This is a genomic window from Chromobacterium sp. HL1 (assembly GCF_057418835.1).
Genome location: NZ_CP162399.1, coordinates 971,948 through 991,678, shown reverse-complemented (window position 1 = coordinate 991,678; position 19,731 = coordinate 971,948). Strand labels below are relative to the sequence as shown.

General features: G+C 59.6%; 30 protein-coding genes. 12 read left to right on the top strand and 18 right to left on the bottom strand.

The window, feature by feature from the left end; genetic code table 11:
- The first annotated feature begins 64 nt into the window (after positions 1–64).
- A complete protein-coding gene (locus AB1Z25_RS04720) occupies positions 65–1,873 on the top strand; it encodes a GGDEF domain-containing protein (protein ID WP_486636695.1) in 1,809 nt (602 codons plus the stop codon).
- Between the two features lie 172 nt (positions 1,874–2,045).
- On the opposite strand, the gene AB1Z25_RS04715 is transcribed toward AB1Z25_RS04720, so the two are convergent.
- Together AB1Z25_RS04715 and AB1Z25_RS04710 are read right to left on the bottom strand one after the other, a co-directional pair.
- On the bottom strand, positions 2,046–2,345 hold the full coding sequence (locus AB1Z25_RS04715; RefSeq protein WP_235089797.1) for an RnfH family protein: 300 nt from the start codon (positions 2,343–2,345) through the stop codon (positions 2,046–2,048).
- 1 nt (position 2,346) lies between these two features.
- On the bottom strand, positions 2,347–2,784 hold the full coding sequence (locus AB1Z25_RS04710) for a type II toxin-antitoxin system RatA family toxin (protein WP_107798323.1): 438 nt from the start codon (positions 2,782–2,784) through the stop codon (positions 2,347–2,349).
- A gap of 196 nt (positions 2,785–2,980) precedes the next feature.
- Between AB1Z25_RS04710 and smpB the strand changes: the two genes are divergently transcribed.
- From smpB to AB1Z25_RS04690, 4 genes are all read left to right on the top strand, one after another.
- Positions 2,981–3,436 carry an SsrA-binding protein SmpB gene (smpB, locus tag AB1Z25_RS04705; RefSeq protein WP_081546054.1) on the top strand — a complete coding sequence of 152 codons (456 nt, stop codon included), beginning with the start codon at positions 2,981–2,983 and terminating at the stop codon, positions 3,434–3,436.
- Entirely contained in the window at positions 3,436–3,789 is a 354-nt protein-coding gene (locus tag AB1Z25_RS04700; protein ID WP_107798322.1) for a hypothetical protein, read from the top strand. Before smpB ends, AB1Z25_RS04700 begins: the two co-directional genes overlap by 1 nt.
- An 86-nt stretch (positions 3,790–3,875) precedes the next feature.
- On the top strand, positions 3,876–5,459 hold the full coding sequence (gene guaA, locus AB1Z25_RS04695) for a glutamine-hydrolyzing GMP synthase (RefSeq protein ID WP_107798321.1): 1,584 nt from the start codon (positions 3,876–3,878) through the stop codon (positions 5,457–5,459).
- Positions 5,460–5,557: 98 nt separating this feature from the next.
- Entirely contained in the window at positions 5,558–6,982 is a 1,425-nt protein-coding gene (locus AB1Z25_RS04690; protein WP_486636694.1) for a tyrosine-type recombinase/integrase, read from the top strand.
- A 2-nt stretch (positions 6,983–6,984) separates the two neighbouring features.
- Here AB1Z25_RS04690 and AB1Z25_RS04685 read toward each other — a convergent pair whose 3' ends face one another.
- The 14 genes from AB1Z25_RS04685 to AB1Z25_RS04620 form a co-directional block, all read right to left on the bottom strand.
- Positions 6,985–7,245 (bottom strand): helix-turn-helix transcriptional regulator, encoded by a 261-nt coding sequence (locus AB1Z25_RS04685; RefSeq protein ID WP_043635992.1) that lies wholly within the window; start codon positions 7,243–7,245, stop codon positions 6,985–6,987.
- Positions 7,246–7,294: 49 nt separating this feature from the next.
- Positions 7,295–7,468 carry a hypothetical protein gene (locus tag AB1Z25_RS04680; protein ID WP_486636693.1) on the bottom strand — a complete coding sequence of 58 codons (174 nt, stop codon included), beginning with the start codon at positions 7,466–7,468 and terminating at the stop codon, positions 7,295–7,297.
- Positions 7,461–7,787 (bottom strand): hypothetical protein, encoded by a 327-nt coding sequence (locus AB1Z25_RS04675; protein ID WP_486636692.1) that lies wholly within the window; start codon positions 7,785–7,787, stop codon positions 7,461–7,463. Before AB1Z25_RS04675 ends, AB1Z25_RS04680 begins: the two co-directional genes overlap by 8 nt.
- Before the next feature lie 307 nt (positions 7,788–8,094).
- Positions 8,095–8,283 carry a hypothetical protein gene (locus AB1Z25_RS04670; RefSeq protein WP_486636691.1) on the bottom strand — a complete coding sequence of 63 codons (189 nt, stop codon included), beginning with the start codon at positions 8,281–8,283 and terminating at the stop codon, positions 8,095–8,097.
- Between the two features lie 240 nt (positions 8,284–8,523).
- Complete coding sequence (locus AB1Z25_RS04665; RefSeq protein WP_486636690.1) at positions 8,524–9,705, bottom strand: hypothetical protein; 1,182 nt, start codon at positions 9,703–9,705, stop codon at positions 8,524–8,526.
- 12 nt (positions 9,706–9,717) lie between these two features.
- Positions 9,718–10,017, bottom strand: a complete 300-nt coding sequence (locus AB1Z25_RS04660) for a hypothetical protein (RefSeq protein ID WP_486636689.1) — start codon at positions 10,015–10,017, stop codon at positions 9,718–9,720.
- A gap of 88 nt (positions 10,018–10,105) precedes the next feature.
- Complete coding sequence (locus AB1Z25_RS04655; RefSeq protein WP_486636688.1) at positions 10,106–11,527, bottom strand: DNA cytosine methyltransferase; 1,422 nt, start codon at positions 11,525–11,527, stop codon at positions 10,106–10,108.
- Positions 11,528–11,621: 94 nt separating this feature from the next.
- On the bottom strand, positions 11,622–11,915 hold the full coding sequence (locus tag AB1Z25_RS04650) for a hypothetical protein (RefSeq protein WP_486636687.1): 294 nt from the start codon (positions 11,913–11,915) through the stop codon (positions 11,622–11,624).
- Positions 11,915–12,196, bottom strand: coding sequence for a hypothetical protein (locus AB1Z25_RS04645; RefSeq protein WP_486636686.1), 282 nt, complete (start codon positions 12,194–12,196; stop codon positions 11,915–11,917). The genes AB1Z25_RS04650 and AB1Z25_RS04645 overlap by 1 nt, the downstream gene beginning before the upstream one ends.
- A complete protein-coding gene (locus tag AB1Z25_RS04640) occupies positions 12,189–13,094 on the bottom strand; it encodes a recombination-associated protein RdgC (RefSeq protein WP_486636685.1) in 906 nt (301 codons plus the stop codon). Before AB1Z25_RS04640 ends, AB1Z25_RS04645 begins: the two co-directional genes overlap by 8 nt.
- 37 nt (positions 13,095–13,131) lie before the next feature.
- Complete coding sequence (locus AB1Z25_RS04635; RefSeq protein WP_486636684.1) at positions 13,132–13,473, bottom strand: hypothetical protein; 342 nt, start codon at positions 13,471–13,473, stop codon at positions 13,132–13,134.
- Positions 13,474–13,552: 79 nt separating this feature from the next.
- Positions 13,553–13,690 (bottom strand): hypothetical protein, encoded by a 138-nt coding sequence (locus AB1Z25_RS04630; RefSeq protein ID WP_279720939.1) that lies wholly within the window; start codon positions 13,688–13,690, stop codon positions 13,553–13,555.
- Between the two features lie 598 nt (positions 13,691–14,288).
- A complete protein-coding gene (locus AB1Z25_RS04625) occupies positions 14,289–14,474 on the bottom strand; it encodes a hypothetical protein (protein ID WP_486636683.1) in 186 nt (61 codons plus the stop codon).
- 130 nt (positions 14,475–14,604) lie between these two features.
- Entirely contained in the window at positions 14,605–14,877 is a 273-nt protein-coding gene (locus AB1Z25_RS04620; RefSeq protein WP_486636682.1) for a hypothetical protein, read from the bottom strand.
- Positions 14,878–15,301: 424 nt separating this feature from the next.
- Here AB1Z25_RS04620 and AB1Z25_RS04615 point away from each other — a divergent pair, with 424 nt between their 5' ends.
- On the top strand, positions 15,302–15,499 hold the full coding sequence (locus AB1Z25_RS04615) for a hypothetical protein (protein ID WP_486636681.1): 198 nt from the start codon (positions 15,302–15,304) through the stop codon (positions 15,497–15,499).
- On the opposite strand, the gene AB1Z25_RS04610 is transcribed toward AB1Z25_RS04615, so the two are convergent.
- Entirely contained in the window at positions 15,486–15,656 is a 171-nt protein-coding gene (locus AB1Z25_RS04610; RefSeq protein WP_486636680.1) for a hypothetical protein, read from the bottom strand. The two genes, AB1Z25_RS04615 and AB1Z25_RS04610, sit on opposite strands and share 14 nt — an antisense overlap.
- 461 nt (positions 15,657–16,117) lie before the next feature.
- Here AB1Z25_RS04610 and AB1Z25_RS04605 point away from each other — a divergent pair, with 461 nt between their 5' ends.
- The 6 genes from AB1Z25_RS04605 to AB1Z25_RS04580 all read left to right on the top strand — a co-directional run bounded on the left by AB1Z25_RS04605 (position 16,118) and on the right by AB1Z25_RS04580 (position 18,928).
- A complete protein-coding gene (locus tag AB1Z25_RS04605) occupies positions 16,118–16,459 on the top strand; it encodes a hypothetical protein (RefSeq protein WP_486636679.1) in 342 nt (113 codons plus the stop codon).
- Positions 16,449–16,637, top strand: coding sequence for a hypothetical protein (locus tag AB1Z25_RS04600; RefSeq protein ID WP_486636678.1), 189 nt, complete (start codon positions 16,449–16,451; stop codon positions 16,635–16,637). Before AB1Z25_RS04605 ends, AB1Z25_RS04600 begins: the two co-directional genes overlap by 11 nt.
- Positions 16,638–16,645: 8 nt before the next feature.
- On the top strand, positions 16,646–16,978 hold the full coding sequence (locus AB1Z25_RS04595; RefSeq protein ID WP_486636677.1) for a hypothetical protein: 333 nt from the start codon (positions 16,646–16,648) through the stop codon (positions 16,976–16,978).
- A 2-nt stretch (positions 16,979–16,980) separates the two neighbouring features.
- Positions 16,981–17,649, top strand: coding sequence for a hypothetical protein (locus AB1Z25_RS04590; RefSeq protein WP_486636676.1), 669 nt, complete (start codon positions 16,981–16,983; stop codon positions 17,647–17,649).
- A 108-nt stretch (positions 17,650–17,757) separates the two neighbouring features.
- A complete protein-coding gene (locus AB1Z25_RS04585) occupies positions 17,758–18,093 on the top strand; it encodes a helix-turn-helix domain-containing protein (protein ID WP_486636675.1) in 336 nt (111 codons plus the stop codon).
- Positions 18,094–18,163: 70 nt separating this feature from the next.
- Positions 18,164–18,928, top strand: coding sequence for an autoinducer binding domain-containing protein (locus AB1Z25_RS04580; RefSeq protein WP_486636674.1), 765 nt, complete (start codon positions 18,164–18,166; stop codon positions 18,926–18,928).
- A gap of 371 nt (positions 18,929–19,299) precedes the next feature.
- Here the strand turns inward: AB1Z25_RS04580 and AB1Z25_RS04575 are convergent, their stop codons facing one another.
- Positions 19,300–19,665 (bottom strand): helix-turn-helix domain-containing protein, encoded by a 366-nt coding sequence (locus AB1Z25_RS04575; protein WP_486636673.1) that lies wholly within the window; start codon positions 19,663–19,665, stop codon positions 19,300–19,302.
- Positions 19,666–19,731 lie beyond the last annotated feature (66 nt).

Below are 19,731 nucleotides of genomic sequence, written 5' to 3'. Positions count from 1 at the left end.
GCACTGTAGAGCTGAACAGACAACAAGAATGACGTCCGGTCTAAAAAAGTCCAAGGTTTGGGCAATGACAACACAAAACCCCATCGAAGTCGCACGAGAAACGCTCAAACAGCTGACGGTGCGCAAGCTGTTGCCGACACCGGAAAACTTTGAGCGGGTTTATCACGAGCTGACGCAAACGCCGGTCGACCGCGACAACAAGCTTGCGGTGCTGTTGCTGCGCGCATTGGAAACGCTGCCTCAAGAAAGCGTGCAGGCCAAAGTCACGCTCACCCGCCTGAAACAAGTCTGCGATGAAAACCGCTGGGAACAAGCCCCCCAACTGATCATAGACTTTCTGCGCGCCTCGCTCAGCGCCAGCCAACAGCAGCACAGCTGGGGCACGCTGATCCAGAACCTGATCCGCAATTGGGACCTGCGCCTGCCCAATATGCCTCAGCACCACAAGCAATCCACGCTGGAACGGGTGCTGATCAATTACGGCAACCAGCCCGACGAATTGAACCAGAAGCTGGCCACGCTGATCCAGAATTGGACCCAGTCCGCGCCGTCGTCCAACGGCAACGGCGCCGCCCTCCCCGATGCCTCCGCTCCCGCAAACAGCCCCGACGACGACGACGCCGACGTCCCCAGCGACAGCTGGCTGGCCTGGCAGCGCACGCTGAGCTTCGCGCTCAAGCACGGCCTGGAGCCGCGGCTGATCAACTATCCGGAATTGGTGGACGCGCTGGAAGCGCTGCTGGGCGAACTGAATCAAGTGGCCGACGACGCCGCGCTCAACGCCTACATGCCCAAGCTGCGGGCATTCATGATCAAGCTGGAACTGCAATCGCAGCAGGACGACCGCCTGGTGTCGGCGATGACCAATCTGCTGCGCCTGCTGCTGGAAAACATCGCCGAGCTCAATCACTCGGACACCTATCTGGTGGGCCAGGTGCACTCGCTGCAGGACATCCTCAGCCACGAGCCGCTGTCCATGCAGCAGGTCTATCAGATGGAGTCCAGCCTCAAGGACGTGATCCGCAAGCAAGGCCAATTGAAAACCTCGCTGGACGAGGCGGCCAGCTCGCTGCGCTCCTTGCTGGACCGCTTCATCTCGCGTCTGGCGATGATGACGGACAGCACCGACGACTTCCAGAACAAGATCAAGGACCACAGCACCCGCATCAAACAGTCGCAGAACGTAGAGGAACTGGGCAGCATCATCGGCTCCCTGATGGAAGACACCTCGCTGATGCAACTGGACCTGACCCGCTCCCGCGACGAACTGCTGTCCGCCAAGGAACAGGTGGAAGCCGCCGAACAAAGAATCGCCGAACTGGAAGGCGCGCTGGAGGCCGCCAGCGCCAAGGTGCGCGAAGACCAGTTGACCGGCGCCTTCAACCGCCGCGGCCTGGCCGAACATTTCCAGCGCGAAATCAGTCGCGCCGAGCGCACCGGCGCGCCGCTGTCCGTCGCCCTGCTCGACGTGGACAACTTCAAGCAGCTGAACGATAAATACGGCCACCTGGCCGGCGACGACGCGCTGAAATACCTGGTGGACACCATCAAGCACAGCCTGCGTCCGGCCGACATCGTCGCCCGCTTCGGCGGCGAGGAGTTCGTGATCCTGATGCCGGACACGCCGGAAGACGAGGCCGTCGCCACCGTGCAGCGGCTGCAGCGCGAACTGACCAAAACCTTCTTCCTGGCCAACAACGACCGCCTGCTGATCACCTTCAGCGCCGGCGTGGCCAAATGGCATTTGGGCGAGCAAGAGGCCGACGTGCTGGAGCGCGCCGACCAAGCCATGTACCAAGCCAAGCTCAACGGCAAGAACCGCGTGCATTCGGCGGAGGAGCAGCCGCCGTCGCTGATGGCGCCGCAGCTATAAACCGCGTTTAGAACGTGTTTACGATCTCGCGAGCTAAGGTGAGACAAGGCGAAAACCGCTGAGAAAGCGAAGTGTACACACGGTACATGAGCATTTCGAAGTGATTTTCAACGCCGTATCGCCAACGCGTAGCAGATCGTAAACAGGTTCTTAGACATCCTCTCGGCGGCGGCTAGTGCCCGCCGCCTTTTTTCATCTGTTTCCCCGCCTCGGCGCGTTGTCGCCTCACCGTCTTGGGGTCCGCGATCAAGGGCCGGTAAATCTCCACCCTATCGTGCTCGCGCAACGGCGCGTCGTCCTTGACCGCCTTGCCGAAGACGCCCAGCTTCAGGCTCTCCGTCTCCAGTTGCGGGAAGCGCGCCAGCAAACCCGACAACTCCGCCGCCTGGCGCGCGGTCGTTCCCGCCGCCACCTGCAAGACCACCAGCTCCTGACGCTCGGGCAAGGCCAACACCACTTCCACCTGCATCAGCTCAGTCATCGCCGTACACCTTGTCGGCTTCCTTGATGAAGGCGTCCACCAGGGTGCCGGAAATATGGCCGAACACCGGCCCGATGATCATCTCCAGAATCTTGCTGGAAAACTGGTAGCTGAGACGGAACTCCACTTTGCAGCCAATCTCGCCCAAGGGCTTGAAGTGCCAGCGCCCTTCCAAATGCTCGAACGGCCCGTCCACCAGTTCCATCAGGATGGCCTCGTCCGCTTGATTGGTGTTGCGGGTGGTGAAGTGCTGCTTCACCTTCAGGTAATCGATATGCAGGCTGGCCACCACCTGATCGCCCTCGCGCGACAACACCTCGGCCTTGCCGCACCAGGGCAGGAACCGGCTGTAATGCTCGATATCGTCCACCAGCGCAAACATCTGCGCCGGCGTGTGCGCCACCAACACGCTTTTTTCAACCACCTGCATCCATTGCTCGCTTATCGTCACCGCTGTCCCGTCTTTGCCACGGGAATCGTCAGCATCGGTAAAAACCTCAAGTTTAACAAAATACGGCGCGCCCCACCCTGCCTCCCGTCAAAGCGCTGTATTTTCATGGCTTTGGCAAGCCGCCGGCTTCTGGTACAATGGAGGATTCATTCCACAGATTACTCCGATAGCCGACATGAGCATCATCCAGAACCGCAAGGCCTTCCACGACTACTTCATCGAGGAAAAGCTCGAAGCCGGGCTCGTGCTGGAAGGTTGGGAAGTCAAGGCCATCCGCGCCGGCCGCGTCCAGTTGAAGGAAAGCTACGTGGACTGGAAAAACGGCGCCTTCTGGCTGATCGGCTGCCACATCACGCCGCTGCAATCCGCTTCCACCCACGTCAAGGCCGACCCGGTGCGCCCGCGCAAACTGCTGCTGTCGCAAGAACAGATCAACCGCTTCATCGGCAAGGTGGAACGCGCCGGCTACACCATGATGGCGCTGGACCTGCACTACACCCGCGGCAACATCAAGGTCGAAGTGGGGCTGGCCAAGGGCAAGAAGCTGCACGACAAGCGCGACACCGAAAAAGACCGCGAATGGCAGCGCGAAAAACAGCGCTTCATGAAAAACCAGCGTGGAGCCGCCTGATGAACCGCAGCGCGGCCCTGCCCATCGTGCTCATTTGCCTGGGATCGGTCTGGTTCCTGAAAAGCACCTCGCTGCTGCCCAACACCGCCACCTTGCTCTCTCTGTTGCTGGCCGCCGCGGGCGTTTTGCTCTTCGTCGTGGACGGCTTCAACAAATCCACCCTGGTCACCAGCCCGCTGCTGATCTACGCCGGCGGCGCCATCTACCTCTACGACGCGGTAGGCCTACGCCCCAGCCATCTGCTGTCCTTCGGCATGATCCTCGCCGGACTGCTGATGCTGCTGGCCCGCAGCGAACACGTGCCGGAGCGCAGCCGCAGATTCCGGCTGCCGTCTCGGGACGGCGAACAATGAAAGCAGGCCCGAGCCACCGCGCGCCCAGCCGCCTGCGACACTATCTCAATCATCACGGCCGCACGGCCCACAACATTTCCTGAAGGATAGGCATGGACAAAGTCCTCATTCTCGATTTCGGCTCTCAGGTCACCCAACTGATTGCCCGCCGCGTACGCGAAGCTCACGTTTACTGTGAGCTTCATTCGTTTGACATGCCGCTGGAAGAAATCCGCGCCTTCGCGCCCAAAGCCATCATCCTCTCCGGCGGCCCCAACTCGGTGTACGAATCCGACTACCAGGCCGATCCGGCGCTGTTCGAACTCGGCGTTCCGGTGCTGGGCATCTGCTACGGCATGCAGTTCATGGCCCAGACCTTCGGCGGCAAAGTGGAAGCCGGCGACAAGCGCGAGTTCGGCTACGCCCAGATCAAGGCCCGCCATCACTCCAAACTGCTGGAAGGCCTGCAAGACCAGGTGGACGACGCCGGCAACGGCTTCCTCGACGTCTGGATGAGCCATGGCGACAAGGTCACCGGCCTGCCGCCGGGCTTCAACGTCATCGCCGAAACCCCGTCCTGCCCGATCGCGGCCATGGCCGACGAGAGCCGCGGCCTCTACGGCGTGCAGTTCCATCCGGAAGTGACCCACACCAAGCGCGGCACGGAAATGATCCATCGCTTCGTGCTGCACGTGGCCGGCTGCAAACCCAGCTGGACCATGCCCAACTACATCGACGAAGCGGTAAAGAAGATCCGCGAGCAAGTGGGCGACGAAGAAGTCATCCTCGGCCTGTCCGGCGGCGTGGACTCCTCGGTGGCCGCCGCGCTGATCCACCGCGCCATCGGCCCGCAACTGACCTGCGTCTTCGTCGATCACGGCCTGCTGCGCCTGAACGAAGGCAAGATGGTGATGGAAATGTTCGCGCAGAACCTGGGCGTGAAAGTGGTTCACGTGCAGGCGGAAGCCGACTTCATGAGCAAGCTCGCCGGCGAGAGCGACCCGGAGAAGAAGCGCAAGATCATCGGCGCGGAATTCATCGAGGTGTTCGACCGTGAATCCGGCAAGCTCAGCAACGCCAAATGGCTGGCCCAAGGCACCATCTACCCGGACGTGATCGAATCCGCCGGCGCCAAGACCAAGAAGGCCCACACCATCAAGAGCCACCACAATGTGGGCGGCCTGCCGGAAGACATGAACCTCAAGCTGCTGGAGCCGCTGCGCGAGCTGTTCAAGGATGAAGTGCGCCAATTGGGCGTCGCGCTCGGCCTGCCGCACGACATGGTCTACCGCCACCCCTTCCCGGGCCCGGGCCTGGGCGTGCGCATCCTGGGCGAAGTGAAGAAAGAGTACGCCGATCTGCTGCGCCAGGCCGACGCCATCTTCATCGAAGAACTGCGCAACACCGTGGACGAGAAGAGCGGCAAGAACTGGTACGAACTGACCAGCCAGGCCTTCGCCGTGTTCCTGCCGGTGAAATCGGTGGGCGTGATGGGCGACGGCCGCACTTACGACTACGTCGTCGCGCTGCGCGCCGTGGTCACCAGCGACTTCATGACCGCTCACTGGGCGGAGCTGCCGTACAGCCTGCTGGGCCGCGCGTCCAACCGCATCATCAACGAGGTCAAGGGCATCAACCGCGTGGTGTACGACGTGTCCGGCAAGCCGCCGGCCACCATCGAGTGGGAATAATATTGCATTAGTCGCTGACTTTCAGCAGCTATCGTACAAATCAGCAGCCCCGGGCATTAGCTCGGGGCTTTCTCTTTTCTGCTTTCGACAACTATCGATTGAAGACGGAATTTTTTACCGGTATTCTTGACGGTATTCCCTATCCGTTTCATCGACTCAAAATACCATACCGTCACTGCGCAAAGCGCATCTCGACGGTATTAATCAGGCTGACATTCAGCACTGGCGCGGCTTGTAGCGGTTTTACCGCCAGCCCTGGCGATGACGGTAAAAACCCGCACCCGGAGACGGTAACCGTGCTGACAGATACCAAGCTGAAGAATCTCAAGCCACAGGACAAGCTTTACAAGGTCGCCGACCGCGACGGCCTCTATGTAGCCGTGTCCCCTGCCGGCACAATCACATTCCGTTACGACTACCGTCTGAACAACCGTCGCGAAACCCTGACCATTGGCCGATATGGGCCGGCCGGCATCACCCTGGCCACCGCGCGCGAGGCCCTGATCGAGGCCAAGAAGGACATCGCCGCCGGAAAGTCGCCGGCCAAGGAAAAGCAGCGCGGTAAAAAGCAAGAACGGGCCGCCAAGACCTTCGGCGAGTTTACCGTCGCCTGGCTGGAAGATTACGCCATGGCCGAGAGCACCAAGGCCATGCGCGAGAGCATCCTGAACCGCGACATCCTGCCCACCTTCAAGAATCGGAAGCTCAGCGAGATAAGCGACGAAGACTTGCGCGACCTATGCGACAAGATAAAGGACCGCGGCGCGCCGGCGACGGCCGTGCACGCGCGCGAGATCGTCCAGCAGATTTACCGCTGGGCCATAGGGAAGGGGCAGAAGGTTGTGAACCCGGCTGATACCGTCAGCGCGTCTTCAATCGCAACCTTCAAGCCAAAGGATCGCGCCCTATCTCCGGACGAGATCCAGATCTTCTTCGCACAGTTGGAGAACGTCAGCACGCTGCCGACTATCCGTCTAGCGCTCAAGCTGGTACTGCTCACGATGGTGCGCAAGAGCGAACTGCTCAATGCGACTTGGGACGAGGTGAATTTTACAGATGCGGTGTGGACCATACCGGCGGGCAGGATGAAGGCGCGCCGGCCGCATAACGTCTACCTGGCCCAACAGGCCTTCGACATCATGGTGGCGCTCAAGACGTGCGCCGGCGGCTCGAAGTTCATTCTGCCGTCGCGCTATGAAGGGGATAAGGGAATGTCGAATTCGACCCTGAACCGGGTCATTGATGTGACGGTGGAGCGGGCGCAGGCGCAGGGCCTGGCGCTGGAGCCGTTTTCTGTCCACGACCTGCGGCGGACTGGCTCGTCGCTCCTCCATGAGGCGGGATTCAATAGCGATTGGATCGAGAAGTGTCTGGCGCACGAGCAGAAAGGCGTGCGCGCGGTGTACAACAAGGCGGAATACTCTGTGCAGCGGCAGCATATGCTGCAGGAGTGGGCAAGCATGGTGGACGGCTGGATCGCATGCAAGCCCTACAAGCCTTCGCTTCTGCCGCCCACGATGTAGGCTCATGCGGCCTTCTTGGTGGGCCGAGTCTTGCGCTGATGGACATCCGGCCCATGAACCTTTTCTGCGTCGTTGACGGCCTCTTTGCGCGCCTGAATCCAGGCCACTACCTCGTCATAATCCCAGACCACGCAGCGCGCGGTAAGGGGGAAACGCTTCGGGAACTCTCCGCGGCGCTCCATCTCGTAGATAGTCGAGTCAGCCAGCGGGACCATCTTGCGCAGTTCGTCGCGGCGGATGGTGCGTTTCAGGTTGGTATTCATTGCAATTCCTTATCTCTATAAAATGATTTGGGCCGCCATCTGGCAGCCCTCAAAACACAATTTCCGGCGGTGACCACTCCCCGCCCCACTCCGCCGCCTTGTCCGGCATCCACTCGCTGCGGGTGCAGCTCGTGCCAGGTGTCGGCCGCTCCGGGCCCAGGTAGATGACTTCGCCGGCGCGCCGCTGGATGTAGCGGTGGATGGGCGCTTGCTGGTCAGCCATCCATTACCTCACCAACCTGGGCGGCCACTTCGAGCACTGCGCGCCGCATGGCCGCTGCCGCATCGTCTCCAATCTTGACAACGGCGCAGCAGTAGTCACCGTTGCAGGCCTTGATCTCCTTGTCCCCGTGCTGGGTGTCGATCTGCAGCTTTACCTGCAATCGCCGGCTCAGGCCGTCGCAGTTGTCGGGCTTCCACTCTTCGCGACCGGTTTCAGGGTCGTCGTAGTAGAAGCACTGGCCGCTACGAATCCACGTCAGACCGTCGATTTCCATGGCCTTGGCCGACAGTTCAAGCAGCCTCTTCAGTTCAGCGTCCATTGTTTCCATCCTCTCCGCTTCGGCTGGCCACTAGCGCCTGCTTCCACGTCGATTGTTTCGCTTGCCGGGCCAAGCTCAGCCATGAGCTGCTGAGCGTCCAGATCATCCGGTATGCCTTCCTTGCAGCTCGGGCAATACCAAGTCCCCAGTCCTGGCGCGTCCGGGTCCGGGATGAAGTTGGCCGGCGGCTCGCCGACGAAGACGGTGCCGCCCCTGGTGTGGACGTGCGGGGTGTGGACGTGCGGGGCGTGGCCGTACTGCGGATAGCAGACGTCGCCCTCAAGTCCGGTGCAGTGCTCGCACGCTATCACTCGCCCCCTTCCTTCGACTGCGCCAGTTTGCCAGCCAGCTCCGAGCCGACCATCTCAGGGTCGCGCATGTCCTGATCCAGCATCAGCTCCGGGTCGAGGTCGACATTCAGCCAGTCGATGTATTTCAGGGCGCAAGCGCGAAGGGCCGCGTTCTCGGCCTGCAACTGCTCTATGGATTTGCTCATGCCTCGCCGCCTTCCTGCACCTCTGAGAGGGCTGTTGCAACCTGCATTTCATGAAGTGGGCGCGATACGAAGAGATCGAGCCGGCAGTTTGGAACCACGTTTGCGATGATTGCTACCGCGCGCGCGACATGCCCAAGGTCGCCACTTTGTTCTAATCGTGTTGCTACCAATTCAAGATCAGCTGCAGCACTTCGCAGTACATCGGCCGCTTCCCGTACCGCACTTGCTGTTGTCGTAAGTCTAATCATCACGCCCCCCTTTCGCCTCGGCCGCCAGGCGCGCGGCCGCCGCGCGGATTGCTGCGCCGATGTCGATGCCGTCGTAATCGCACTCGTCCCACTGCTGGGCGATCTGCTCGACGATCTTCTCAGCGGTGATGGCCGGCTCTGGCGGTAATTGGGTGGCGACAACTCGTCTTGCGAATGTCACGAGCTCACGCCGATTGAACGCGTACACAGGCACGTGGCACTCCACGCGTCGATACGACTTCGCCATGGCGCAGATTTCATCATCAGACAGCGCCACTGCTTTACCTTCCGGCGCCTGCTGTTCGACCTGGGCCGACGCCGGAGCAGGGCCTGTGAGGATGTAATCAACGAACAGCATGTCGCCCAGGCCGTCGCGCCCGTCGTAGTCATCTTCGACGGCGACTTGCTGAGTCGTCCCGTGGACTATGCCCCAGCACACATTCTCGACGCACTCGTCCCATCCATCGCCAGCCACCTCGCGGTACGCGTCGATGGCTGCCTGCGCAAAAACCATGGCCTCGGCTTCGGTGTTGAACTGTTCAAATCCCGTGTCTGGGTCGTAAGCAAAGTACGACAGCCGGCCGGCTGGCGCTTGCTGAACTATCGAGGAATCCTTGACGGTTGCCGGCGGCGCGGCGGCGAGCAGGGCTTTCACCTTGCGCAACGCGCAATCACCATTTTCCACCATCGCCTCAATTGCTCTGCTGAATGCGTCCGGCTCCATGCTGGGCGCGCGTTCGTTACGCGATAGTCCAAAGCAGAACAGCGACAACTCTCGACACAGATCCTGCCACGTCACGGCATTCGGCACGGTCGCCGGCTGGGCGCTGGCGGGCTGAGGCCGGCTAAATGCGTGCAGCACAGTCCACTGTTCTGGGTTGTTCCGGACGTTTTCCATGATTCCAGCGTCCGGAGGCCCGTCAATCCAATAGCGGCCATCATCAACCCAATGGCCGTCGTAGTTTTTCCGCAGCAACTTGTACGCCACCGGCTCCGCCTCAGCATTCACCGTCCTCGCCTCCTCGATCACAGCGGCAAGACCTTCTCGGAATTCCTCCTCGGTAGGGCCGGCAGGCTCATTGCTGTAAATGAAGCGGGTCAGCGCGGTTACTTTGCCGGCTTTGATTGCCTCGGTCGCTTCTTCGTAAGTGGGGAGTTTGCTTAGGGTGTGCATGCTGCTGTCTCCTTATCCTTTGGAATGAATAACTGCGGCGATGACGGCGGCGCGGAATTGGTGCGCTGCCTCTTTTACCGTCTCTCCGCCTGTTCTCAACTTGTTGGGGTTTTGAGGAAGGAAGGCTTTGTCGACTGTTGCAGCGACTGAAAGCGGAATGATGATGAAGGGTCGCCCTTGGTCGTCACATAGCGATCCCGCCATGCATTCAAGTAGTTGAATCTTGTCGTCCATCGGCATGCCATTTTTGTGAGCGTCGACTACTGCCTTGGCAGCGTCGATAAGCGGTTTTATTGTCGGAATTTGTTGCATGCTAACTCCCAATAAGTAAGGGTCGCGTGTGCGACCCATCGAATTACCATCCGGCCATCTCGATAGCCGGTGTGGACCCAGCGGCCGGTCATGCGGCGATTCCGCGGCGTTGCTTCAGCTCGGCACCGCTCCACGCCATCATGTCCGCGCAGTTCGCGCGCACCAAGGCTTCCGCCAAGGGTGGGCAGACGCTGTTGCCTGCCATCCGAACTTGCGCGTGTTTAGGCAAGCGCCGGCCATTGATGACGGGGTCGATTACGTAGGTCTTCGGGAACCCCTGCGCCGCGTAGAGTTCGCGCGGCTCCAGCATTCGCATGCCGATGTCGGCGATTTGGTATTCGACGCCGGCGACGGTCACCAGGCCCATGCGGTCCTTGGTGGGAACGGTATGCAGCGGGTCGTACAGGCTCTGATCCTGACCACCCTCGCTGTAGTACTTCACGAGGAAGGCGCGGACTTCGGCGATGTGGTTGCCGCCTGCGGTCACCGTAGGCATGGGCTGGCTGGCGGGTTGTCCGTCCTGGCTGGTGCCGTACAGCTTCAGCAGGTTGGCGGCCACCAGTTGGGTCTTGCCTCCGCCGCCGGCAGTGACAGTTCCGACCGGCGAATCGGCCGGCGCTGCGTCGCTGTTGCCGAATTGACGGACCAGATGGGTGGCGACAACTCCCATCGCATGCGGCGCGCCGGCTGGGTTCTCTTTGATGAACGGCTTCGCCGTGTTCATGACATAGCGGTTGATGCCGCGGGCGATCCGCCGCAGTGTGTTCTCCGCCAACGGACGCGTGCGCTCGAAAATGCTCGGGCATGGAATGCTCCAGTCGATCACGTCATTGCCCGCCGTTGGCCACGGTTTGAGCTTGCCGGCTTTTACATCGGCGCTGTCCGGGTCTCCATGGGTGGGGGTTGGCCAGACGATGGCCTGGCCGTCACTACGGGCAATGAGGAACAGGCGTTTACGGATAGTCGGCGCACCGTAGTCCATGCCGCGCAGCTCCCGGTGTTCAACCTTGTAGCCCTGGCGCGCAAGTGCGTTCAGAAAACTGTTGAATGTGCGCCCTTTGTTCTTCGGGCATGGTTTGCCATCGGCCAGCAGCGGCCCCCAGGTCCGGAACTCCTCCACGTTTTCCAAGAAGATCACACGCGGCTTACTTGGATACGGGAGCGATGCCCAACGCAGCGCTACCCAGGCCAAGCCGCGGATGCGCTTGTTCCGAGGCTTTCCGCCCTTAGCCTTGCTGAAGTGCTTGCAGTCTGGGCTGAACCAGATCAGCCCGACAGGCCTTCCTTGCGTAACCTCGCGCGGATTCACGTCCCACACGCTTTCGCAGTGGTGCTCGGTCTGAGGGTGATTGATGCTGTGGAGCGCCACGGCCTCCGGGTCGTGGTTGATGGCGATGTCTACATGCCTCCCCAGCGCCAGTTCAATACCCGTTGAGGCGCCGCCACCTCCGGCAAAGTTGTCTACGATGAGCTCGCGGTTCAGGTCGAGCATGAATTGGTCGCGGATCATCGCGAGACCTCCAAAAGCAAAGCCGCCCACTTGGGCGGCTGGTTGATCGGAGCGCCGGGATTGAGTCGGCGCCAGGCGGCGAGGTCGTCTTCGGTCATGAGGTCGCCTTCCTGTAGATCTTGAGCTGCCGCTCCCGCCGCACGATCCGAAGCAGCCCGGCGTTCACGGCGTCGGTGCAGATCAGCCGGGCGGACTCGATGCTGAGGCACAAGAGCTTGGCGACATCAGCGCTCGTGAACTCGCCGCGCGGCATGTCTTCGACCCTGTGCTCCACCCGGTCAAGCGAGTACCGTGCGCCCGCCGGCCGCCGCTTCTTCGGCTCAGGCCGGTAGAATAGGTGCGCGAGCCCGGGCACAACGCGCGGCTCGCTCTTGATGTCGGGGTACATCACGCCACCCGCCCCATCCGCAGCGTCAAGTTCTCGGCGACCAGCTGCTGGGCATGGCGATGCAACAGCATGTTTGCGAGCAGCAGGTTGTCGCACAGCAGCGTTTTCTCAACGAGCGCGCCGTCCAGCCGCTTGGCCTCTTCTACGCTGTCCCGAAAATCACGGGTGATGGCGTCGCGCTGCGCGGTCATCACCACAAGTGCCCGGCGCTCGAGGTGCAGGGTCAGGTCTACGGCGGCGAGCTTCGCCTTCACCACTTCCAATTCATCCAGATCAACCATGATTACTCTCCAGACCACCGAGCACGCGGACGACGTCCGCGATCAGTGCGCCAAGTTCTTCTGACATGATGGTGAGCGTCCCGTTGAGCAGGGACTCGCGGTCGTCGCCGGTCTGGCTGGCCTGGTCTTGCAGCAGATCCAGGAACTGGATGCGCCGCAGCTGCAAGGTGTCGGTCAGCTGAAAGCGGATCTTCTCCTGCCAGATCAGGCCAATTCGGGTCACTTGCTTGCCGGTGGCGATGTGCTGACGGATCTCGTCCGCGGTCAGGTCGATGCGGCTGACCCGAACCTGGGCTCCACTCTCCCCGCTGTCGCGCAGCACAGCGTCGCTGTCCAGCTCGAAGCCATGCGGCGCCGCGCCTGCGGCCAGCCAATCCGTCATGGCGGTGTGCGGTGCGATCCTGGTGCGCGGCAGCGTGGCGGGGAACGGCGGCAAGGCCTCGCGCAGCTTGCTGACAAAGCCCTCGGCGCGCGACGACGTCGCAGACGCCACCACCAGAATCTTGCTGGTGTTGTCGGCATAGCCCATCAAGCTGGACTGGCGGGTGAACGCCCGCGGCAGCAGGTCGTCGGTGATCTGTTCTTTCAGCGCCAGCTTTTCCTTTCGCCCTACCGTGCGCAGCTCCTTGGCCTCGATCTCTACCACCTTGGCGTCGACGGCTCTGCGTATCACCGCAGGCGGCAGAACCTTGTCTTCGCGCTTCAGCCGAACGAAATGGCGCTGCTGAATGCTCAGGACCGGGCTGCTGTGGAACGATGCGATTTCGCCCCAGCCTTCGCCAAACCAATCCAGGCCAGCCGGCTGAGTGAAGGGACGCTGCTCCAGTGCGGCAGTCAACAGCGCGCTGTCGACGCTGGCGCCGAGAAAGTAGAACGATGCTTGTTTAAACCAGGTCATTCGAATTTCCTTGATGGGCGGCGTGCGGCCGCATGAATTAAGACGCGGCGACCTCGATCGCCAGCTTCGGCCCGCCGGCCCCGGCCGCTACCAGTAACCAGCCTTCGGTGCCGTTACGTGCAACAGCTAGGCCAAGAGTTGCAGCAACCGACTTGAGCCGCGTCTCGACATCTGCAACGCCCCAGCCATTGACACGAAGGAACGGCGTAGACGGCGGATGGAATGCGGCTGAGGCGTCAACACCCACCGCCACCAGCTCCTTAGTTACGGTTTCGACCAGCTCAAAGTCATCACGCCGGTCCTCAAGCTGCTGCATGGTCTTTATCAGTTCTTGGCTGGTGTGTTTCAGCGCGGCGGAGAACAAACATTTGCGGAACATGACTACCCCCACTGCCCGGCCACGGCGAGCACAACCACCACGGCAGAGCAAACAAGCAGGTTGACGAAAGCGGATCGCATCACAGCACGACCCGGCGGACGGTGTGAACCGGCTGACCGTGCCGGCTCACGAATTCGAAATGCAGGCGCTTGCCCTGGCGGCGGAGGTGGGCGGCCACTTCGTCGCTTATCCAGCCGATGATGATTTCGGGACGCATGTTGCCTCCTGGAAAAAAGAAGCCCCGCACGAGGCGGGGCCAAAACACAGGGACGATGGGTTGCCGGCAAGCCGGCTGCTGATGTGCGGAGGCTCACCAACACGGCAGCGGGCCGGCCGATACTGCCCGGCTTGGGTCTTCCCTCCGCTCTCGTGTTAGTGGGGCGAAATGCCCCACGCCCTTCACGCTACTGACGAAACCGGGATCTGGTTCCGCGGGTTGCCCTCCTCCTGGATGATCCAGCTGCTCTTGATCTCCAGCCTGGCGATCATCCCCTTGTACTTACGAGCCGCGCGCTTTGCGCAGTCGTTGAAAGAGCCGCCTGGGAACTCTCCCAGAACTGCCCTGCTTTGGCCGTCAGTGAGCACCAGTCGCAAGGTCGCCCCCTTCCAGCAGCCCGCCGCTAAGCTTGGTCAGCTTCGCCGGCGAGACGTTGAACATGCGGTACGCCCCCCCTCGATGCGCTCGACAACGCGCACCCGGCACTCGGTCATGGAGTCGACCTCCACGACCTTGTCCGCATCCTTCTTCCGGCCGGATCTATAAACGGCCAGGTCTCCGATATTGATCATGCTGATCTCCAGTTGTTGGCGTTTCGTCAGGCCGCCGGCGCCTGTTTGCTACGGGTAGCCAGCTCCATCCGGAGCGCAGCCAGGTATGCATTAACCGGCACGCCGCGCTTCATGGCCCAGCGCGCCATGCACCAGTGCCCGGAGCTGCGCGCCTTCTTGGCGGCCTCGATCGCGAGGTCTGCGAGTTGCCGGCCTTTGATGATGGTTTCCATTGTTGCCCTTGTGCGTCGTGCAAAAAGAAACCGCCCGGCCAGGTGACCGAGCGGCTGTGTAGGTGCTGGCCTTTAACCTCGCCAGCGCGGAGGATTCAGCCGTTGGGCCAGGGCGCCGCTCCCCTGTTAACTACTTGCAATGCCGAAAATCAAAACTGCCTTTACTTGAATCAAACCACCCTTCCCATGCCTGTACCCAGTCATCCATCTCGATCAGGTCAAAGCACGCGTCCATAAAACCCTTGCGGCACTGCCATGCTCGGAAAGCCTCAACCATGGAGCCGCCATCCGCTCCCGACCCGCCGCCGTAACAATAAAAGGACTGCAGCTTGTGGCTGTAGGTGATGTGCGGTTTAGCGATCCCGCGGACGGGGCTCAGGCTGGTTGCCGCTGATTTGATCATGGCATCCCCGGTCAGTGCGCAACGTAATTGCCAGTGAGCCCAAGATCGCGATACAGGCGCGATCGCATTGCGCCCTCGGCCCTGACCACTTTCCCCTGCAAGACCTCTGGCAGGAAGGCCAGTCTCGGGTTTTGCTTTAGGAACTGGGCTTCGAAAACTAGTCCCGCTTTTGCCACGAGGAAGTCAGCCTCGCGCTGCACTCGGCAAAACTCAGGGTGATATGCGGTGAACTTTGCCCGCCACTCGTCTAAATTTGTCGCCATTGCACTCCCTCCTTTTAACCACCAAAGCGCCCTGTCACGACGCTTTGGTGATGGCCCTGTTGCCAAGGCCATCTGCCGGTTACGTTGTCCAGCGCCAGGTGACTGGCCGGCCGTCTGACATGCTAGACTGGAAATCCATTTGACATTTTTGGAGATCATCAATGGATAAACTCAGAGCGGATACTCTTGCCCTTAACATCACCATCCAAATTATTAATACTGATCCAAAGTTCCTAGCATCCTCCTCTGCAGATCCTGTTAAGGCCGACCTTGTCGCAAACTTTATCAAGCAGTTGTCTTCCAGACTTCAAGAGGATATTTCTGAAGAAGTAACTCTCAACAACATTAAGCTTCGTTAATCAGCTTCGCGCTTTTGATCAGTTCTTTGGTAATGCCGTCCAGCTGCGCCACATTCCCGGGGAAGCTGGACGCCAGTTCGCAAATCGCCGAGAGAATCAGTTCCTTCTGCTTCATGTCCAGGCTTTGCCCTGCCTGCAGACCCTTGCCCTCTTCCATGCCGTACTCCTTGCTGTTGAACACCCAAGCCCCCTGTCACGGTGCTTGGGTGTGCCGCCTCGGTGAAGCGGCTATCAAAGATCTCCCACCAATCAGCGCCGCGCCCAGTGGCGACCACGAGGACGGCGGCTCGAAATCATCCGTCCTTATCTGACCCCCGCGTCCGCGCTATCACGCTTCATCCGCTGAACCGACCCTTGCTGTTCACCTGCGCTTCGCTCTTCGCGCCCGCTTAGGCTTTCCGTTGTCGGTGTGGGACAGGCACTTGGCCTGCTGGCTGCACGGTGTTGCTGTGCTGTTGACCCAATTAAACAATACGTTTATCAACAAATCAACATGACGTGTATTTTTTGACGAATTTATGCCACTCCGTGTTGCCAAAAGTACACACGGTGTGAAATCGACCTCTGGGAGCAAGTGGATTAAAATGCCAATGTCAAATAGTGAATCAAACCTTGCCAATGACCAGATACAGCAAACGCTTCAGTGATGGTGTGACGGCGCACTACAACAATGCCCAAGAGATGCAGGCCGCAGAGGATAGGAGTAGAGAGGACAAGATCCGCGGCCTCGGGATGTTGATAGGGTTCTTCGGCGGGGGATGGTTGACGTGGAGCTTCATCATGAGCCACGGCGGCGCGGAGTGGCCTAAGCTGCTGCGCGTGATCCCGACCCTACTCGGGGCGGTGGCCGGCGGCGCCGCGCTCTACTGGCTGAGCATGATGATCGTGACAATAGCTGCAGGCGCGCTCGTCCTAACCGTCGCCTGGCAAATCATCAAGTGGTTCTGGAATGCAATCTAAGAAGCAAGAACAGCAGTACCCACAATGGGCGGTGTACGCCGCGGTCGGCGTCCTCGCCTTCCTGGTGCTGATGACCATCGTCAACTCGGGGCGGCCCCTGGACCGGAAGTCTAAGAAATCAGCCTCAAACACAGCAGAAGTTGTTGAGCAAAAACCGCAGCCAAAAGGCTTGCAATAAGGGAAAAGATGACTGAGGAAACGCCTAAAAACGACAATGAGAAAATCCGAATCTCCTATGAAGAGGCCGTAAAGTTTTTCACAAATGTCGCCCCAGACGAAGTCTGTCCTGTTTGTGCCAACTCAACTTTCTCGATCTCCTCAAGCGTTGATGAAGGTGAAGGGCAGGTTGTAATGGTCCTAATGGTCTCTCCTATCGCAACCTTTAGAAAGCTAGGTGGTAGAACTACCGTTCAGGTTGAATGCGAGAAGTGTGGTTACCTAAAATTCCACAACGCAGTCAAGATTCGCAAATGGCTGGACGAAAATTCGGCCACACCACCTGAAGATGAGCAGGAGTGAATGTGGCTAAAGGAGCAAAGGTAAGTGACTTGAGGGAGCATCCCCAGTACAAGCTGGCCATGGCCCAAGGGGCAATAGAGGCGGAGGCTACTTACGGGCGTGCCTTCAACGGCGATGATGTACGCATTGACACCTCTTCATGGTATCCACTGACATCGGATATTCTGGACCTGCTCGCCACGCAAACTGTGTCTGAATTCAGTGCGGAGATGGTGGAGAAGGTTGAAGCCAAGGGCGTCAAGCCCCATACTGCTAGTATGAGCACATCAATTACGCGTGAAGAGCTTGACGCCAAACTTGAGGCCAATGTGGCCGAAGTGAAGGCAACCGCTGCCGGCATGCAAGCGGAGATGGCGTCTTTGCGTGCGGACAACCAAATCCAGTTTTCTGAAATCAAGTCGCTGATCCAAGCCCAAACGTCGACTCTCAACACGCTAGGCGCAAAGATTGACGGGGTCGAGAAAGGTCTTGAAGGCAAAATTGATGGCCTCAAGTCATCCATCAATATGCTCCAGTGGGTCATTGGCATTGCTGTTGCTATTGGAGGTATATGGGTCGCATACATGCAGCTGAGACAGGCTGAAGCGCCTCCTCCTCAAGTTCCTCCAGTTGTATACATGGTTCCGCAGCCATCGACCTCAACTGTCCCTCAGCCTCCTAAAGCGAAGTAGAGACTCCTAAGTTAAGCCCGCAACTGCGGGCTTTTCTCATTTCAACAATTCCGGCATCACGTCACAGCAAGCTGCCATCACGTCCCACCTGTACCCGAAAATGGGTCAATGAATGGACGAGGTGAACGAATACGGGCGGAGCGCGTGCGCCGCAAATGGCGTCAGGAAGACCTGGCGCGCAAGGCCGGCGTCAGCCGCGGCTTGATCGGTGATCTGGAGAACGGCCGTAACCGCGACACAACCAGAATCCTGGACATTGCCCGGGCGCTGGGTGTCACGCCGCAGTGGCTGGAGACAGGGAAGGGCAACAAGATGCCGCCTGCCTCCACCGACCAGCCCTATCTTTCCGCAGATTCGATTGAAGACGTCGCAGAGCAGATGCTGAGCAAAGGCCCGGACGAAGTCTGGCAGCTGGTTCAGCTCCTCCTTAAAACCGCGCGCTGAAACCTCTACGCGCGGCAGGGTTTTTTTGCGCTAATGAATGGCCTACCTTGAACAGAGGAGGCCATTTTAAATGCAGATAACCCTGTCGAATCTGCCCGAAGCTATCGAACTTTTCCGCAATCGGGCCGGCGCCGCCGTACACGACACCGCGGTGCTTCGCCGGCTGCTGATCCGGGTCAAAACAAAGGATGACCTGGCGGCCGCGCTATCCCTTGTACGAGTGACCACTGGCGGCGCGCCGCTGATCCTCGTCGCGTTCTTCGGGGACGACGGCTTCGACGAGGGCATGCACATCAATCTTGGCTGGCCGGCCGCCTGGCTGGAGCAATACGCCGCCGCGCGCTACGACACCGTAGACCCCGTCGCACTCGGCCCCGCCGGCATTGTGTTCCCTTGGTCGCCCTTGCTGCTGGGCATGAAGCCCAAGACGCAGTTGGAAGAGCGATTCCACCGTGGCGTGGTCGCAAGTGGCCTGACGCATGGCCTCTCGTACAAAGCGGCATGGCCAGACTGCCGGCTGATTCTGTCCCTGATCGGCGAAGACGTGGAGACCCAGCGCCCGGCCCGCGAGCTGCTGGAAATCCTGATGCCTGACTTCGCCGACGTAGCCTATAGAGTTTTTGCATCAAACAGATTACTAGCAAAAATGACAGTCAATCAGAGAATGATAATAAACCTGATATTGAACCAGGGCTTAACACAGCGGCAGGCAGCATTACAATTGAACATGTCTCTGAATGGGCTGAGATACAGCCTTGATCAGCTTAAGGCCGAGTACGGCTGCACCAGGATGGAGCAGCTGATGTTCAAACTTGGCGCGGGTGAAAACTCATAGCTTGTTAAGTTTTTCTAAACTCGCCATCAGTACAGAATATTTCTGTGAACTAGAACTTTACACAGTGACTCTGAACGGCGTCAGATGGGACAATATTTGCATAAAAGATCAGTATGACTGACGAATGACAGATAGGCCCTTGGCTCGACGAGACGGAGTTTAGAAATGAGCAACACCCAAGAAGAACCGCACCAATGCGCTCACGCGCAGGCATGCCCGATGTTCGCTAAAAGCTGCTCGCAAGGGCACGGAACAATGAGGGGAATCGCCTCATATGCGGTCTTTTCAGACCAATCAATAAAATATACTGAGACTGGAAATGTCGAAGCGCTGAGGGTAGCGCTGAAGAACAACCGGTGAAAAATGGGCGCTCAACCGCCCTTTTTCTTTTGATGGATGATGTAGTCCGCAAGCATCTCCGCAACAGACATGCCGCTACGCTTTGCCGCCTCTTCGATCAGCTCTAGAGGCGTAACATCTCCGCTGATCAGTTTCCCATCGCTATCTATCTCCGTAGCCGGCCGTTTGAGTCCGCGACCCGTCTCTAGCCACTCGGACGTCACGTGAACCCTGGCCGCCAGCGTCGTGATTTTTGCGCGCGGCACGCCACGAGTCTTCCAGTTACTTATTGTTTGCGGCGACTCGCCAAGGAAGTCCGCGAGGCTTCTAGCCCCGGTGACGTCGTTCGGTCGCAATTCTTGGGCCGCATCAAGCAGCCGATCATAAACGCTATCCATATCGCCGCAGCTTACCGCAAGTAAACAGGGTGTTGTTTCACATAATGTTGCGCAATTAGTAAACAT